The sequence below is a fragment of the Methylobacter tundripaludum genome (assembly GCF_002934365.1).
Lineage (GTDB): Bacteria > Pseudomonadota > Gammaproteobacteria > Methylococcales > Methylomonadaceae > Methylobacter_A > Methylobacter_A tundripaludum_A.
The window spans coordinates 1-16,859 of record NZ_PTIY01000022.1 but is presented as its reverse complement, the minus strand read 5'-3'; the positions used below and the strand labels follow the sequence as shown (position 1 = coordinate 16,859).

Here is a 16,859-nt window from a genome sequence, read left to right as displayed (position 1 = left end):
CTAATGGTTATGAGGACACGATTATGAACATACTGATTACCGGCGGTACCGGTTTTATTGGCAGCGCATTGGCTAAAAACCTGATCAATCAAGGCCATGCGGTTACGGTGTTAAGCCGCAGCCCGGACAAGGTAGCCCAAACATGCGGCTCGGGCGTTAATGCATTGGGTAGTCTGACCCAACTTAAAGCGGAACACAGCTATCAGGTCATCATCAATCTGGCCGGAGCGCCGATTGTCGACGCCCGCTGGAGCGAGGCGCGCAAGCGGCTGATCAGGGATAGCCGCATCGGCCTGACTGAACACTTGATAACCTGTATCGATCGCATGACGGTTAAGCCCGAGTTGTTAATCAGCGGCTCCGCCATCGGCTATTACGGCGACCAGGGCGACACGGTGCTAACCGAACAATCAACGCCCTATGAGGATTTCCCGCAGCAGCTTTGCGCCGATTGGGAAGCCGCCGCGAAACAGGCCGAACAATTCGGCGTCAGGGTCTGCCTGATCAGGACCGGCTTGGTCATTGCCGACGGCGGCGGTTTTCTGCAACGGATGTTGCCGCCGTTTCGCCTGGGACTGGGCGGGCGCTTGGGCGGCGGGCGGCAATGGATGTCCTGGATTCACCGGCAGGACTGGATCAATATCGCGCTGACGATGATCGCCGATTCCACTCTGCGGGGCGCTTACAACGCGACCGCCCCTAACCCTGTCACCAATACCGAATTCACTCGGATTCTGGCGCAATGCCTGAAACGTCCCGCCCTGCTGCCGGTTCCGGCCTGGTTGTTAAAAATGCTGCTCGGCGAAATGTCTCAGCTGGTGTTGGGCAGCCAGCGGGTTGTGCCGGAACGGCTGCTGGCTCAGGGATTCAAGTTTCAATATACCGACCTTACTGCTGCGTTGGCTGAGGCGTTGTCGCATAAATAGCCAAGCCGACTTTGACCGGCCAAAGCAAGCTTTGGACTCCAACGCTACTTATTGATCATTTCCTTAAACCGGGCCTTGGCTAGTTGGCTCTCGCGGCCATGATCGATAATCGGCGCCGGGTAACCGCATACGCTGTGTTTTTTGTCCCATTGATGAATGATCTTGGGCGGAAAGGCTTGCAGCTCCGGCAGCCAGCGATAAATGTACCGGCAGTCCGGGTCAAATTTCAGCTGCTGTAGCCAGGGATTGAAAATCCTGAAATAAGGCTGCGCATCGCAGCCGGTTGAGGCGGCCCATTGCCAGTTACCGTTATTGACGCAGGGATCGTAATCGACCAGATGCCGGGCAAAGTAGCGCTCGCCCCAACGCCAGTCGATATGCAGGTCTTTGACCAGAAATGAGGCGACAATCATCCGCACCCGGTTATGCATAAAACCGGTGGCGTTCAACTCGCGCATCCCGGCATCCACGATCGGAAAGCCGGTTTTGCCATCGCACCAGGCCTGGAAATGATCGGGGTTGTTATCCCAATGCAGATCGGCAAACCTTTCCACAAAAGCCCGTCCGAACACCTGCGGAAAGTGGTAGGCGATATGGGTGAAAAAATCGCGCCAGTACAATTGCCTGATCAGCGGATGTTCGCTGCCTAATCGTTCAATAACCGCATAATAAACCTCCCGCACCGAACAGGTGCCGAACTTTAGATGCGCGGAAAGTTTGCTGGTCGCATCCAGCGCCGGAAAATCTCGGGTGTTTTGGTAATCGGCACAGTCGCCGAGCCGTTCCAGTATCGCCAGCGCCTGCTTGCGGCCGCCTTTGATTGACGATTCTGCTGTCGATAAACCTAGCTGCTCGATGGTCAATTCAGACGCCGCAGTTAAAAAACTTTGTTCCGGCAAAGCCTGCGGCAGCGTAACCGGAAACTGTCTGGCATTGTTATAAAACGCCGTGAACACTTTATAGGCGGTTTTATCGCTTTTCACGGCTTGCTCCGGCTCATTAAGCAGAAGGTCGGGGAGTATATGCAGCGCAATGCCCAGCCGGTTGCAAACAGCGTCCAACTCGTCGTCGCGCCGCCGGCTGAACGGCGTGTAATCGCGATTGATAAACACGGCTTCTATGTGATGCTGTTCGGCCAGCTGCTTTATGGCCTGCTCAGGCGGCGCATGATAAAGCGCGAGTTTGCCGCCTGCCGTTTGCAATTGCTGCTGGAGATCGTCAATAGACTGCAACATAAATTGCAAGCCCGGCTGGCTCTGGTAAGGATGGGGCTCAATCTGTCTCGGGTCGAAAATAAAGCAGGGAATCACCTGCTGCGAAAGCCTCAAGGCTTCATGCAACGCAGTATTGTCATGCAGACGCAGGTCGCGGCGGAAAATGAATAATGAAGTCGAGTAGCTGGTCATCGAAACCTTTTTTAATAACCGCGCAAAAGATATTGAACGGACATTTTTAGTCCTATTTTTGAACCCAAACCGTTCGTGCTAAGCCCTTCGACATGCTCAGGGCGAACGGGATTTTGAAATCTCAACGCTGCTTTCTGGGTTGAACCTTTACTCAACAACATGCGCCTGTTGCAGCTGCGCGCGGAGCATTTCCACCCGCTTGCGGTTAACCCCGAAATCGCCGTAACCGACGCGCGATGCGGAACGGATATGGATTAACCCGGCCTCCGCATCCAGTATCGCGTCTATGTCATCGACAAAACGAAACACCAGGCTGGTCGCCTCGGCATGAAGCGTGCCGCCGGTTTCGCTGGTAATCACGGTGCGGCTTTGGCCGGTCAGCGCTTTTTTCAACTCCGCCCAGGCCTCCTCAACATTGCCGGTAATTTTAAACGGCGCAATGAAATGGCCTTCGTCTGCCGCTTGGCTGGAAACGCAGTTGGGGCTGCTTGGACAGGGTGCTAATTTTTTTTCCGATGCCTGAGAGATTGTGCTTAATGTCATAACGATAATATAAAGAAGGGTTGTAAGTTTCATCAGTGTGCTTCCTGAAAAAGATCGCCGCAATAAAAGCATCTCACCAATCCGGCGCAAATGCCAGCAATACAAAAACCATCCACACCGTAAAGTTTTAGTGCTAAAGTAAAAAATCTTACACCTACCAAGCATCAAAACTCTATGAAAAAAATCCCTATCGGTATCAGTGGCTGTTTATTGGGTCAGAATGTCCGCTTTGATGGAGGGCACAAACGGGATTCTTATATCACCGGCACTCTGAGCGAATATTTTGATTTTCAAGCTTTTTGCCCGGAAGTGGAAATTGGCCTGGGCACGCCGCGCCCAACCATTCATCTGGTAAAAATTGATAACACGGTGCGCTGTGTGGGCATTAAAGACCCTGAAATGGATGTCACTGACCGCTTGCGCAGTCATGCCGAATACCAAAAAGATTTACACGCCGACTTGTGCGGTTATATTTTAAAAAAGGATTCTCCCAGCTGCGGCATGGAACGGGTGAAGGTTTATGTGGGCGCTCAACCGCATAAAGACGGCGTCGGCATTTACGCCCGGGAAATGATGCGTCTGAATCCGCTGTTGCCGGTCGAGGAAGAAGGCAGGCTTGGCGACCCGGGCCTGCGCGAGAACTTCATCCAGCGCGTTTACGTGCTCTACCGCTGGAAAACAATGCTGGCGGATGGGCTTACGCCGAGCGGCCTGACGAAGTTTCATGCACGCCATAAACTGATCATCATGAGTCATGAAGACTACCGGGATCTGGGGCAACTGTTGGCGGGCGTCACTAAAGCCAACCTTGCGCAAGTTGCAGAGCAGTATATTTTGCAGCTGATGACTGCGCTTAAAAAAGTGGCCAGCCGCAAAAATCACGTCAATGTCTTGCAGCACATTCAGGGCTATTTAAAAAAGGACTTAAGCGCCGATGACAAAGCCGAGCTTTGCGAAGTAATTGAGCGTTATCGCAATGGCTATGTCCCGCTGATAGTACCATTAACGCTGCTTAATCATCATTTCCGCAAAAGTCCCGATCCGTATATAGAAGAGTCCTACTACATGTCGCCTTATCCGCAGGAACTGCAACTGATCAATCAACTGTAACCATGTCGAAAATATTAATTGTCGGCTGCGGTGCGATAGGTTCGGAGCTTGCCGCTGTCTTATCGGCTAAAGGCCACGATGTCACCGGACTAAAACGTAAGCCGCCGCTATCGGCTTCCGGTTCTGTCCACTATGTCGCTGCCGATATAAGTTCCGCCGCCAATCTGGCTGGTTTGGACGCCGACTTTGCCCAGGCGTTTTTTATAGTTTCGCCTGACGGGCGTAATGAACAAAGCTATCGCGCTGTGTATCAAACCGGCCTGGACAATCTGCTCGACCGGCTCCCGGAAACGCACTGGACAATGGTTTCATCGACCAGCGTCTACGGGCAGAATCAAGGCGAATGGGTGGACGAAGATTCACCGGCAGAGCCGGGCAATATCACCAGCCGTTTGATCCGGCAGGCCGAACAAGGATTGATCGCGTCAAACCCGGCTAATGTCGTGGTGCGTTTTTCCGGCATTTACGGGCCGGGACGGGAATACCTGTTAAGACAAGCGATGCAAACACCGGCCATACAGCAAACCCCGCCTTATTTCACCAACCGGATACATCAACGGGACTGCGTCGGCGTTTTGGCTTTTTTGCTGGAACAGTGTTTAGCGGGCGAAACATTGGCACAATGTTATCTTGCCAGTGATGACGATCCGGCGCCGACGTGGGAAGTGGTAAGCTGGCTGGCGGAACGATTGCATTGCCCGCCGCCGGTTATTAAGGCAGTCGATGCTGATGCAGGGATGAACAAACGCTGCAACAACACCAGGTTAAAGGCATTGGGGTATCAGTTTGAATATCCGAGCTATAAAGACGGCTATCTGGAGTTAATCGCCGCACGGGGTGGTTAATTTTTACCACGAAGGCACGAAGGAAAAACAACTAAAAAACTTCGTGGTGTTCTTTTTCTCATTCCCACGCGCTGCGTGGGAATGCAGTACAGGCGCGCTACGCCGAGTAAAATAGTGGGAACGAGAAAAAGCTAAATATACTTCGAATAATCGGTATAACCCTTCTCATCCCCGCCATAAAAAGTCGCCTGATCCGGCGTATTCAGCGGCAGTTTTTTAGCAAACCGCACCGGCAAATCCGGGTTAGCGATAAACAGCTTACCAAATGCCACCATGTCGGCATGGCCCTGTTCAATCGCGCTATTGCCGCGCTCCAGGTCATAGCCGTTATTAGCCATGTAAAGACCGGAAAAACAGTTTCTTAACGCCAGATAGTCCACATGCCGCTCACCGGTCAACATGTCGCCTTCCAACACATGAAGATAAGCCAACGGATACTCCGATAATTTCCTGGCGACGGCGTTAAACGTCTGCTGCGGCCGGCTGTCTTTAATATCGTTAAAGCTGTTTTCCGGCGACAGCCGTACCCCAACCCGATGGTCTCCCCAGACGGCGGCGACGGCGTCAACCACGTCAACCAGCAAACGCATCCGCTTGGCAATATCGCCGCCGTAGCTATCTTCCCGCCGGTTGGTTCCGTCTCTTAAAAACTGGTCCAGCAGATAACCGTTGGCGGCATGAATCTCCACGCCATCGAAACCGGCCGCTTTGGCATTTTGCGCGGCGCTTGCATAATCGGCGACGATGCCGGGCAACTCATCGAGAGTCAGCGCATGAGGCGTTTCAAAATCCTGCATGCCTTCATAGGTCACAGCCTGACCGGCGGCTTTCAGCGCGGACGGCGCAACCGGCAGCCGATGATCGGGCTGCAACGATGAGTGGGAGATTCTGCCGGTATGCCAGAGCTGGATAAAAATCCGCCCGCCTTCGTTATGAACCGCATCGGTCACGCGCTTCCAGCCTTTAACCTGCGCTTCGGAATGGATGCCGGGAGTTCGCGGATAGCCGACGCCGCCGGGCGATATTTGACTGCCTTCGCTGATAATCAAACCGGCACCGGCGCGCTGCCGGTAATACTCTACATTCATGTCCTGAGGCACATTGCCATCGCCCGCCCGGTTGCGCGTCAACGGCGCCATGATTATCCGGTTGGCTAAGGCCAAATCACCGAATAATATCGGAGAAAACAGGTTGTTTTTATCGCGGGTTACCACTGTCATGATGCACTCCTATTAGGATAAATGTGGGTTTCCAAAATTCAACGGCTATGCACAATACCGAATTTTGCTGGGGTCAAACGTCAGCCCATCCAACCGGGCTATTTAAAAAATCCGTAACTCATTGCTCGTCATCGGCCGGCGGCTTTGCCCCATCTGTAGCTTCCTCCCCAATGGAGTTAACCACACGTTTCGTACCATGCCCGATTTCTCTGACAACATCCCTGGTGCCATGCCCAATTTCCCTAGTGACATTGCGGGTCGTATGGCCTATTGTTCTTCCCGCCTCTTTAAACTCGGCGCAAGACGACAACCCTATAGAAAATATAACGAGCAAGACAGATAATTTTGCTAACGAATCAATCATTTTCTTCTTAACCATTGGGTTTGAATGCTAAGTTTTACAATATAGCTGAACAGCAAATATAACAATAACGCCGCTAAAAAGCGGCGTTATTGTTATTGCAATTCCATGTTTCGTTATACTTTAACTCTGACTTCAAACCTGTCCGGCAGGTTTATTGGTTGTTGCGTTAACTACTTTTTTTTCAGTCTTATCCTGAGCTTCATTTCCCGGCGCGTCATTGCCAGGCTCCGAAGGCTTGCTCATTTGCTCATCATTATCTTCCGCCGGCGGACGTGGATCCTTACCGGCCATTAAATCCTCGATTTGCAAGCGGTCTATGGTTTCCCATTTCATCAGCGCATCGGCCATTTTGTGCAGGATGTCGATATTTTCCTGCAAAATGGTTTCGGCGCGTTGATAGTTCCGGTCGATCACGGCGCGGATTTCTTCGTCGATAAGATGGGCGACATTGTCGGATACGGAACTGCCCGGTGCGCCCGGATGCCCCATAAACGGCCGGCCGCCTTCCTCGCCGTAAACCAGCGGACCGAGCTTGTCGGACAAACCCCAGCGCGTAACCATGTTGCGGGCCAATTCGGTGGCGCGCTCAATGTCATTCGATGCGCCCGTGGTCACCCGGTCGCCGCCGTAAATCATCAGCTCCGCAATCCTGCCGCCGAACAGGCTGGCTATCTGGCTTTCCAGCTTACGCTTGCTGGCGCTGTACTGGTCCCTGTCGGGCAGGAACATGGTGATACCCAAAGCCCTGCCTCTGGGCATGATGCTGACTTTATAAACGGAGTCATGATCGGGTGATTTTTGCCCGACAATGCAATGCCCCGCTTCATGGTACGCGGTTAGCAATTTGTCCTCTTCGGTCATGACCATCGTATGCCGCTCTGCGCCCATCAGGATTTTATCCTTGGCTTTTTCCAGATCGGCCATGCTGACTTCCTGTTTGTTCGAGCGCGCGGCAAACAGCGCGGCTTCATTGACCACATTGGCAAGATCGGCGCCAGAAAAGCCCGGCGTTCCCCTGGCAAGGTATTTCAACTCGACATCGGCAGCCGCAGGCACTTTTTTGATATGCACATTCAGGATTTGCTCGCGTCCGCGCACATCGGGCAGACCGACGTTGACTTGACGGTCGAAACGGCCCGGTCTGAGCAGGGCTTTATCCAACACGTCAGCGCGGTTGGTTGCCGCGATCACGATAACGCCTTCGTTACCGTTGAACCCATCCATTTCCACCAGCAATTGATTCAGGGTTTGTTCCCGTTCGTCATTGCCGCCGCCCATGCCGGGACCGCCGCGCTGGCGGCCGACCGCGTCGATTTCGTCGATAAAGATGATGCAAGGCGCGTGTTCCTTGGCCTGAGCAAACATATCCCTGACCCTGGACGCACCGACGCCGACAAACATTTCGACAAAATCCGAACCTGAAATGGTAAAAAACTTGACCCCCGCTTCGCCGGCAATGGCTTTGGCAATCAGGGTCTTACCGGTTCCCGGAGGACCGACCATCAAAATGCCGCGCGGAATTTGCCCGCCCAGTTTCTGGAATTTTTGCGGATCGCGCAGAAAATCAACCAGCTCGGCCACTTCTTCTTTGGCTTCTTCGCAACCGGCAACGTCGCTAAAGTGGACGGTCATTTTGTCTTCTTCTAGCATTTTGGCCTTGCTCTTGCCAAAACCGCCGCCCCCCATGCCGCCTTGCGTTCTGCGCATGTAAATAATAAAGACCACTATCATCAACAGCATCGGAAACCAGGAGATGAAGATCTTCATGAACAATGTCTCCTGCTCGGGAGGCACCGTTCTTATCTGAACGCCGTTGCTCAGAAGATCGTCGATTAAATGCCCGTCGCCGGGATTAAACGTCTGATAGTTTTGACCGTCTGAAGTCCGAACGCCGATCATTTGCCCGGACACTTCCACACGCTCAACCTGACCGTGCTTTACCTTGCTGATAAAATCCGAATAGGCCAGGGAATCCTGTAGCGGAGGCGTGGTTTGTAAGCGGTCATAAATCAAATACCCGCCTACGGCCACGACGATAAAAAATATAATATTGAACAAATACTTATTCATTTGTATCTCCTGGTCTCGCTTTAACAAGCGTTAATCATAAAAAACCCATTAATTGCTTACCGTAGCTGAGTTTCATTTTATTGAGCGCCATCACTTGAATCTGCCTGACCCGTTCACGGGTTAAGTTAAGTTCCGCGCCAATTTCCTGCAAAGTCATTTCATTACCGGTATTGATGCCAAAGTGGCAACAAATCACCTTTAGTTCCCGTGGATCAAGGGTTTTAACCGCTTTGGCTATCCAGGCTTTAAGGTCCGATTGCTCTATTTTTTTAAACGGATTAGCAAAAACCTGCTGCTCTAAAACATCAATCGGGGCTAATGTTTCTTCATCGCCATCCAAATTTTCCAGCGGCACCGCCGTTTGCGAAATGGATAAAATAACATTTATTTGCTCATCGGGTATTTTTGAATAGTCGGCCAACTCCTTAATCGAAGGCTTCCTGCCCGTTTTTGCAAGCAGTTCACTTTTGGCGCGCAGTACTTTATGGATATTCGCCACTTGCTCGCAAGGCACTCGCACGACTCTTTCGCAACGGGACAGCGCGCGGGAAATAGCCTGTTTGATCCAATAGGCCGCATAAGTTGAGAACTGAAAACCCAAATGGTAATCGAATTTATCGATAGCCCTTAACAAACCTGTTTGCCCTTCCTGCACCAAGTCGTCAAAGTCCAAAAAACTGCTCCTGTACTGGTTGGCGATGAACATGACCAAACCGGAGTTCGCCTCGGCCAATTCCTGCCTTGAACTTAGCCAGAGACGTTCCGCAGCAACCATATCAGCCACATAGCGCCGCATATCGTCGCCGGACAAAAACAGAAAATGCTCGTCGAATTGACTGCCGCGCACGGCGTCGATTATATCAGACAGATTTAACTTACCGCAGCGACTTGATACTTCCCTGCGCTTAATAAGCAAGCCGGAATGCTTTTCGGACAATCGGCCGCAGGCATCTCGAACCTTCGAAGCATAGACAACGAGCTCAGTCAGCACCAGCAGATCGTCAATCGAAAAAGGAAATGCCCGTAGCGCCTCGGTTAAAGACTGTTTTTCATCGAAACCGGCCTCGCGGTTGAAGCCTCTAGCTGAAAACGACAGGCTGGCCAGTAAGTAAGCGTGCTTGATTCCGGCTAAAGCCGCCGTCAGTTCCGCATCGGCTGCCGAATCTGGATTGCAAGCGCCAGCCTCGTACCGATAAAGCAAACATAACGCGGTGGCGGGGAATTGCGACAGGATATTAACCAGCTGGGCTTTACCGGCTTCCAACTTGCCCGCTAGTTGAAAATTATAATGTTCAGCGCTTTGCTTCCCTCCATCCGCGCCTTTAACAACCATCGTTCGCGTCATCGACACCTGTTTATTTGAATACATCACAGCCCCCAGTTAATCCGCCGGAACTCCCTGTAGAAAATAATGCGGTGAACAGAATTTATGAATTTCATATCATCATAATCCCCATTTCCTTGAATAAAAATCCTTATAAAAATAGGGTATATCCGGTGCAGGCCCTTTGGTTCGTGCCGGTGAGTGAATCGAACGATGAGTTTCGCTCTTTGGGCGGTATCTATACGACAGCCACAATTTTCTTTATGCCGTTTCAACCAAGATTCTGCTTCTGCCTTAGTGTGAAACCGATAGAATACATCTTGAGTTTCCACCTGCCTCGGACAGCAACCTATATGGCCTCTATACCTTTATTGATTACCGCCCCGCATCCTTGCAGCTACCTGGAGGGTCAGCAGGCGCAATCCGCATTTGTTAAGCCCTCATTCGGGCTTAATACCGCCGTTTATTCGCACCTGATCGCGCACGGTTTCAGGCGTAGCGGCGACGATGTTTACTGCCCCTATTGTCCGCAATGCTCGCAATGCGTTCCGGTGCGCTTACCCGTTGCGCAATTTAAACCCAATCGCCGCCAACAGCGTTGCTTGCAAAAAAACCGGCAAACCACAGCCGTCATCAAACCGGCCGTCTTCGAACAAGCCCATTACGATCTTTATCTGCGCTACCAAAACCAGCGTCATGCCGATGGCAACATGGCAAACTCCAACCCTGCCGAATACATAAAGTTTTTAGGCAGTTCCTGGTGCGACACCCAATTTGTAGAATTTTTTTGTGCCGGTGAGCTGGCTGCCGTTGCGATTGTAGACCGCCTGAATAATGCTTTGTCCGCCGTTTACACTTTCTTCGATCCCAAATTTTCCAGCTATAGCCCCGGCGTTTACGCGGTGCTGTGGCAAATTCAACACGCGCAACGACAAGGGTTGGAATGGCTGTATCTGGGCTTTTGGATCGCCGACTGTCAAAAAATGAGCTACAAAAACCAATACCAACCCCTGCAAGGTTTTATTAATCAGCAGTGGGATTTTTTAGAAACCTGAGCGGCATGGACAAATATCGCAGACAGACACTCTTTGCAATCACTTCGCTGAATTGGTTATGATGAAAGCTCACATATTGATAAAGGACGGACATCAATGACTAAGTTAAAAAACGAACCCCAGCTGCTGAAAAAGGCAATCGAGGTGGCCGAGAATTACGCTAAAAATCGCGGCTACAGCGGATTTACCTCGACGGATTCGGCAAAAGACAAGGTCGAATGTCTTTATCGTCTGCTGGTCAATGATCAGCTTATTCAGCCATTGGCGATAGATCAGGAAAACGGGGTGAATATGAAACACAAATTAGCGTTATGGATAGCGCGGCAATTGCCCAAAGATCATGCCCTCTTGAAATAAACAAACCCGACACCCAAGGTAAATCCGATGAACAACACAACAAAACTGCGCTGGGGTATTTTAGGTGCGGCGCGTATCAACGAACGGCTGATGCCGGCCATCGTCGAAGCGTCCAACGCGGAACTGGTCGCCGTAGCCAGCCGCCGTCCCGGCGCGGCCGCGCAAACGCTGGCTCAATACGCGCCGCAACAGCAACAGGTGCGGACTTATGACGACCTTGAAGCCTTGCTCGGCGATAAAGAAGTCGATGCCGTGTACCTGCCGCTTTCCAATCGCGAACATGCCGAGTGGACGCTGCGCGCTATCGAACACGGCAAGCATGTCCTGTGCGAAAAGCCTATGGCGCTGACCGCAGCCGATATAGACGCCATTAAAGCCGCCGCGCAACGGCATAAGGTTACCGTGATGGAAGGCTTTATGTACCGCTTCCACCCGCAACATGCGAGAGTGCGGGAATTAATCGATTCGGGGCTGATCGGCGAAATAAGGTCGGTACGCTCCAGCTATTCGTTCATGATGCGGCCTGCGCGAATCTATCGTCTGGCGGAAAATATCGAAAACGGCGGCGGCGCGATGTGGGACATCGGCTGTTACGCGATCCATTCCGCGCGGATGTTTTTCGACGAGCCTGCGGTCTCGGTCACCGCGATAGCGAAGTATGTCGAGAGCGGCGCCGATATTGCAACCAGCGGCATCATCAATTTCGGTGACGGAAAATACGCGCATTTCGATTTCAGCTTCGAACGCGCAAGACGCTGCGAATATGAAATCATCGGCACCAAGGGCGGCATTAAATGCCACAACGTCTGGTGTATGCCCGGCGATGCGCCGGTGATTTCCTGGTGGACTGAAGACGGAGAACCGAATGAAGAATGGCTGCCCGCGGCTAATCATTTCAAGCTGGAAATCGAGCATTTCAGCGATTGCGTATTGAACGGCAATGCCCCGAAGCTGTCGCTGGACGATGCGAAAGCCAATTGCCAAATTATCGTCGCCGCGTTGGAATCTGCGGCGACCGGGCAATTAGTCAAGCTGGCTTAGGATATGGTCAGTAATAACTTCTCGATATTGAACGGATGAAATTTTTCCGTTCGCCCTGAGCTTGTCGAAGGGTGGGCGGAAAAATTTCGTCCCGCCGCGTCAAGCCGATCATGCTTCGACAAGGCCTTTAGTCCTGAGCGTAGCCGAAGGGTCAGCACGAACGGCTTGACAAGCGAAAATAATGATTTCGGGAAGTTATTTTTAACCAAATCCTTAGTCGGCACGATCATGCGGTGCATAGGCTAAGGTCGCTCTGATTTAGTCCTTCGACAGGTTCAGGACGAACGGTAAGACATTGATTCCGTTCGTGGTGAGCCTGTCGAACCATGAACGGGAGCGGTTTATTCAGCGCTTCCCTGACACCGCGCAGGTTACAGGCTCGCCACTTATTGGGCTTAAGCCTTACCCCTGGAACCCGACCTGCCCTTGCCTCTTGAATCGATCCGCTTGCCGTCAGGCTGTTTAACGTCCCGAACCGCCGATTTAGCGCCGCGAGCGGCCGGTTTTTTGGTATGCCGCATATCTTTCTTGCCGGTCGTTTTGTTGGGGACATGCTTTTTCGGCGCATCGATTACCTTCAACGAAACCGGCTCATAACCGGTATCGGCCACACGCGGAATTTGCCGCTTGAGCAGTTTCTCAATTTCCACCAGCATCCAGGCTTCTTCGGGACACACCAGCGACAAGGCCTCGCCGCTCGAACCGGCGCGTCCGGTACGGCCGATCCGGTGCACATAATCTTCCGGCACCTGCGGCAAATCAAAATTCACCACATGCGGCAAGTCGTCAATATCCAGGCCGCGTGCGGCAATATCGGTCGCAACCAATACCGAAACCTTGCCGGTTTTAAAATACTCCAGCGCCTTGTTGCGTGCGCCCTGGGTTTTGTCGCCATGCAGCGCCGCAGTGCGGATGCCGTCCTCGACCAACTGTTTTTCCAGGCGATCTGCGCCGTGTTTGGTGCGCACGAATACCAGCACCTGCTTCCAGTTATTGCTGCCGATCAGATAGGACAATAATTCGCGCTTGTACTCGCGTCCGATGCCGTAAACCCTTTCCGAGACATTTTCAGCCGTGGCGTTTTGCTTGGCGACTTCGACCTCAACCGGATTGTTCAACAACTGAGCCGCCAGAGATTTGATCGCATTAGGCACGGTCGCGGAAAACAACAGACTCTGCCGATTCTTCGGGATCAGCGCCATGATTTGCTTAATGTCGGGCAAAAAACCCATATCGAGCATGCGGTCCGCTTCGTCCAGCACCAGTATTTCCACGTTGGACAGATTGATGTTGCGCTGCTGCACATGGTCGATCAAGCGCCCCGGCGTCGCCACGACGATGTCGCAGCCCCGGCGTAACTGGCGGGTCTGGATGCCGATGCTCGCGCCGCCGATCACCGCTTCCGCATGCAACGGCAAATGCGCGCCGTAAGTTTTTACGCTTTCATACACCTGCGCGGCCAATTCGCGGGTTGGTACCAAAATTAAAGCGCGAACGCGGCGCGGCTTTTGATGCGGGTCGTGACTCTCGGCCAGCCGCTGCAATAACGGCAAGGTGAAACTGGCGGTTTTTCCGGTGCCGGTTTGCGCGCCTGCCAATACGTCCTTGCCTTCAAGGATCAAGGGGATGGCTTTTTGTTGTACCGGTGTAGGCGTGACATAGCCTTGATCGGCTACGGCTTTAAGGAGTTCGTCGGCTAAGCCGAGCTGGGCGAAAGACATTTTTTAAAATCTCAGGTAAAGGGGAAAGAAGGCAAAGGGCTAAGGGCGAAAGACTAAGGGTCAAAGGGATTTTTTCGCCTTTCGTCTTTCGCCCTTAGCCTCCAGTCATACTCATATACCGCAATATAACCGGCTGCTCGTTAATATTAAATTCGTGTTTTTCCGGCTTAATCAGCATCGCATCGACAATAGCTTGTTTCAGCGCCGCCATGTCGCCCGGATGAACCCTGATGACCTGCTTTAAATCGACCGAATGCTCATTACCCAGGCATAACAGCAAGCGCCCTTCAACAGTCAAGCGCACCCGGTTACAGGTACTGCAAAAGTTCTCGCTGTGCGGGGAAATAAAGCCGACGCGGGTTTGAGTACCAGACACATTAAAATAATTCGACGGCCCACCGGTTTTTTCAGGCGTGGCGATTAAAGCAAAATGCTCCGCCAAATCGGCCTTGATCAAATCGCTGGAATAATAGGCGTCGGCCCGGTCATGCTGACTGACGACGCCCAGCGGCATTTCCTCGATAAAGCTGATGTCGATGCCGTTATCGACCGCAAACCGGACCAGGTCGTTCACTTCCAGATGATTCCTGTCCTTGAGAATGACCGCATTGATTTTTATCCGCTCAAACCCTGCCGCCTTGGCGGCCTGAATGCCTCTAAGCACCTGCGCCAAATCACCGGTTCGGGTGATCGCCTTAAACTTGTCGGCATCCAGCGTATCCAGGCTGATATTAATGCGTTTTACGCCCGCCTCTTTTAAAGACGCCGCCATCGTTTCAAGCTGAGAGCCGTTGGTCGTTATCACCAGCTCATTCAGACTTTCTATACGGCCGATGTTTTGCAACAGCTCCAACGCACCTTTCCTGACCAAAGGCTCGCCGCCGGTGATCCTGATTTTCTTCACGCCCAATTCGGCGAATGCTAGGGCCAGCGTATAAATCTCTTCCAGCGTCAAAACCTGCGCGCGCGGCAGGAACGTCATGTCCTCAGCCATGCAATACAGGCAACGGAAATCACAGCGGTCGGTAATCGAGATTCTCAAATAATCAACGATTCTGCCGAAGCGGTCGATTAATTGGGAGGGGGGAGACTTAGTCATTGGCGCGGCGATAAAAAATCCAAGACGCCAATATTAACATAGTATTGGGCTTTTATAGAGAGCTTCTATGTTCCGAACCGTCGCATTTGGAAACGGCTGAGCCGCTATGATGGATTATTTATAAATGTCTTTCCTGTGTCCAATTTCCAACAGCAAGATGATTAACTCGCCGTCTTTTATCTGACAAATCAGCCGATAATCTCCAATTCGATAACGCCATAATCCGGCATATCGCTTTCCTTGCAGCGCTTTACCGTGCGAACGTGGATTATCAGTTTCGATGAGCTGGCCTATAAACCGTTCAATTCGCTGCTTTATACCGGTATCGAGTGATTTTAAAGATTTTGCCGCACTGCCCTTTAACTTGACTTGCCATTTACTCATAAAGGCTTTTTTTAGCCTCGTTCCAGTCAATCAACTCGTCTTCATTGTTATCAAGTTCATCCAGCGCTTTTTCCGCAAGCTGAGCATCGTTATAATCGACTAAATATTCGCGTAAGGCATCATTAACGGCTTGGTCTATAGAGATATGAGCTTGTTTAGCCAGCTGACTAAATTGTCTGTCGAGTTGTTCGTCAAGAATTACTGCTGTCATTGTTTAATCCCCTTGGTGTCGTTTTTGCGGCTAGTTTCATTGTTCCTACGCGAGGAAACGAAGATTCATTAGGGCTGCGAAAAAAAAATTCCAGACATCAATATTAACATGGTATTGACCTTTTATAGCGGGCATCTGCCGACATGCTTAAGAGCGTCTTTAAAATTCCTCCCAATCAGCCGCGATTTTTTTGGTACACTGAAAGTATTCGACCTTTTGATAGCTCGCTATCATTGACAGAAAACCGCCATGAAACGCAACAACGCCCTAGCCATACTCAAAAAAATAAAACCCATACTGACTCAGCAGTTCGGTGTTACCCAAATGGCATTATTCGGTTCAACCGCTCGTGATGATGCCGGTGAAAACAGCGATGTGGATATTCTGGTTGGATTTGATGGGCCTGCCACCTCGGCGCGCTATTTTGGCGTGCAATTCTACCTGGAAGACCAGTTAGGGTGTCCGGTCGATCTGGTCACCGAAAAAGCCTTGCGCCCGGAGTTACGTCCTTTTATCGAAAAGGAAGCTATCAATGTCTGAACCGATAGAGCGTGAATGGCGTTTTTATCTTGAACAACATGTTTTTATACGACAATTGATGTCGTATATATTACGTTATGCAGTTGAAGTCACCGATAGGAGGAGTGATCTTGGAGAACACAGTTCCAGACAACATTGAAGAGCTTAAGAGACATGCTGCGGATAGAACAAGCTACAAAACCCGCCTCGCCGCAGTTGAGGAGCTGGGGAAATTCAAATGTCAACAGTCCAAAGATATTTTGTGGAGACTAATGCTGAATGACAGAGTGCATACTGTTCAGCATCGAGCTTTCTTAAAATTGCAAGCCTTCGGTGAAACCGTAAAGCTGCCGCGAAAGAGAAAAGGTCATTTAGTCAAAGACATTAACAGAAGGTTGGGTGTAGTGTTTACTGCCATAGGCGGCATTTACTCAGAAGAGAAATTCAACGAAAAATTCAAAGAAATGTATCCAGAGTTCTACGATATTTATATGTATGAGAAGGGCAACGGCTTCAATCGGTGGGTACAGAATGTTTTGGCAAGTTTGCCAAAGCCAAAGCCAAAGGCATAACGAATAAGGTTAGATTGTGTGAGCGATAGCGAGCCACAATCTGAACCGGTTGTTGGACAAGCCCGGTCGTAGTCGGAAAGCTGGCTTATTAT

At 51.3% G+C, this 16,859-nt stretch carries 17 protein-coding genes; 8 read left to right on the top strand and 9 right to left on the bottom strand.

The genetic code is table 11. The features are described 5' to 3' along the window. Window positions 1-23 precede the first annotated feature (23 nt). Complete coding sequence (locus B0F88_RS17625; RefSeq protein ID WP_104425262.1) at window positions 24-926, top strand: TIGR01777 family oxidoreductase; 903 nt, start codon at window positions 24-26, stop codon at window positions 924-926. A gap of 44 nt (window positions 927-970) precedes the next feature. Here the strand turns inward: B0F88_RS17625 and B0F88_RS17620 are convergent, their stop codons facing one another. Both B0F88_RS17620 and B0F88_RS17615 read right to left on the bottom strand, forming a co-directional pair. Continuing rightward, complete coding sequence (locus B0F88_RS17620; protein WP_104425261.1) at window positions 971-2,332, bottom strand: cryptochrome/photolyase family protein; 1,362 nt, start codon at window positions 2,330-2,332, stop codon at window positions 971-973. A gap of 147 nt (window positions 2,333-2,479) precedes the next feature. Then, window positions 2,480-2,908, bottom strand: a complete 429-nt coding sequence (locus B0F88_RS17615) for a DUF1499 domain-containing protein (protein ID WP_104425260.1) — start codon at window positions 2,906-2,908, stop codon at window positions 2,480-2,482. Between the two features lie 141 nt (window positions 2,909-3,049). Here B0F88_RS17615 and B0F88_RS17610 point away from each other — a divergent pair, with 141 nt between their 5' ends. Together B0F88_RS17610 and B0F88_RS17605 are read left to right on the top strand one after the other, a co-directional pair. Continuing rightward, window positions 3,050-3,985, top strand: coding sequence for a YbgA family protein (locus B0F88_RS17610; RefSeq protein WP_104425259.1), 936 nt, complete (start codon window positions 3,050-3,052; stop codon window positions 3,983-3,985). Between the two features lie 2 nt (window positions 3,986-3,987). Then, window positions 3,988-4,830, top strand: coding sequence for an SDR family oxidoreductase (locus B0F88_RS17605; protein WP_104425258.1), 843 nt, complete (start codon window positions 3,988-3,990; stop codon window positions 4,828-4,830). A 131-nt stretch (window positions 4,831-4,961) separates the two neighbouring features. Here B0F88_RS17605 and B0F88_RS17600 read toward each other — a convergent pair whose 3' ends face one another. From B0F88_RS17600 to B0F88_RS17585, 3 genes are all read right to left on the bottom strand, one after another. Next, window positions 4,962-6,050 (bottom strand): alkene reductase, encoded by a 1,089-nt coding sequence (locus B0F88_RS17600; protein WP_104425257.1) that lies wholly within the window; start codon window positions 6,048-6,050, stop codon window positions 4,962-4,964. 496 nt (window positions 6,051-6,546) lie between these two features. Then, on the bottom strand, window positions 6,547-8,484 hold the full coding sequence (ftsH, locus tag B0F88_RS17590) for an ATP-dependent zinc metalloprotease FtsH (RefSeq protein WP_104425256.1): 1,938 nt from the start codon (window positions 8,482-8,484) through the stop codon (window positions 6,547-6,549). Between the two features lie 34 nt (window positions 8,485-8,518). Further along, complete coding sequence (locus B0F88_RS17585; protein WP_104425255.1) at window positions 8,519-9,853, bottom strand: sigma-70 family RNA polymerase sigma factor; 1,335 nt, start codon at window positions 9,851-9,853, stop codon at window positions 8,519-8,521. 308 nt (window positions 9,854-10,161) lie between these two features. On the opposite strand from B0F88_RS17585, the gene B0F88_RS17575 reads away from it, so the two are divergent. The 3 genes from B0F88_RS17575 to B0F88_RS17565 all read left to right on the top strand — a co-directional run bounded on the left by B0F88_RS17575 (window position 10,162) and on the right by B0F88_RS17565 (window position 12,261). Continuing rightward, window positions 10,162-10,863 (top strand): arginyltransferase, encoded by a 702-nt coding sequence (locus B0F88_RS17575; protein WP_104425253.1) that lies wholly within the window; start codon window positions 10,162-10,164, stop codon window positions 10,861-10,863. Window positions 10,864-10,959: 96 nt separating this feature from the next. Beyond that, window positions 10,960-11,220 (top strand): DUF5062 family protein, encoded by a 261-nt coding sequence (locus B0F88_RS17570; protein WP_104425252.1) that lies wholly within the window; start codon window positions 10,960-10,962, stop codon window positions 11,218-11,220. A gap of 27 nt (window positions 11,221-11,247) precedes the next feature. Next, window positions 11,248-12,261 (top strand): Gfo/Idh/MocA family protein, encoded by a 1,014-nt coding sequence (locus B0F88_RS17565; RefSeq protein ID WP_104425251.1) that lies wholly within the window; start codon window positions 11,248-11,250, stop codon window positions 12,259-12,261. Window positions 12,262-12,656: 395 nt separating this feature from the next. On the opposite strand, the gene B0F88_RS17555 is transcribed toward B0F88_RS17565, so the two are convergent. The 4 genes from B0F88_RS17555 to B0F88_RS17540 all read right to left on the bottom strand — a co-directional run bounded on the left by B0F88_RS17555 (window position 12,657) and on the right by B0F88_RS17540 (window position 15,676). Further along, window positions 12,657-13,982 carry a DEAD/DEAH box helicase gene (locus B0F88_RS17555; RefSeq protein WP_104425249.1) on the bottom strand — a complete coding sequence of 442 codons (1,326 nt, stop codon included), beginning with the start codon at window positions 13,980-13,982 and terminating at the stop codon, window positions 12,657-12,659. A 94-nt stretch (window positions 13,983-14,076) separates the two neighbouring features. After that, entirely contained in the window at window positions 14,077-15,081 is a 1,005-nt protein-coding gene (moaA, locus tag B0F88_RS17550; RefSeq protein WP_104425248.1) for a GTP 3',8-cyclase MoaA, read from the bottom strand. Between the two features lie 114 nt (window positions 15,082-15,195). Beyond that, window positions 15,196-15,465 carry a type II toxin-antitoxin system RelE family toxin gene (locus B0F88_RS17545; protein WP_104425247.1) on the bottom strand — a complete coding sequence of 90 codons (270 nt, stop codon included), beginning with the start codon at window positions 15,463-15,465 and terminating at the stop codon, window positions 15,196-15,198. After that, window positions 15,458-15,676 (bottom strand): hypothetical protein, encoded by a 219-nt coding sequence (locus tag B0F88_RS17540; protein ID WP_104425246.1) that lies wholly within the window; start codon window positions 15,674-15,676, stop codon window positions 15,458-15,460. Before B0F88_RS17540 ends, B0F88_RS17545 begins: the two co-directional genes overlap by 8 nt. Window positions 15,677-15,925: 249 nt before the next feature. On the opposite strand from B0F88_RS17540, the gene B0F88_RS17535 reads away from it, so the two are divergent. Next, complete coding sequence (locus B0F88_RS17535; RefSeq protein WP_104425245.1) at window positions 15,926-16,216, top strand: nucleotidyltransferase family protein; 291 nt, start codon at window positions 15,926-15,928, stop codon at window positions 16,214-16,216. A gap of 110 nt (window positions 16,217-16,326) precedes the next feature. Then, window positions 16,327-16,767 carry a HEAT repeat domain-containing protein gene (locus tag B0F88_RS17530; RefSeq protein ID WP_219820916.1) on the top strand — a complete coding sequence of 147 codons (441 nt, stop codon included), beginning with the start codon at window positions 16,327-16,329 and terminating at the stop codon, window positions 16,765-16,767. The last annotated feature ends 92 nt before the right edge of the window (window positions 16,768-16,859 follow it).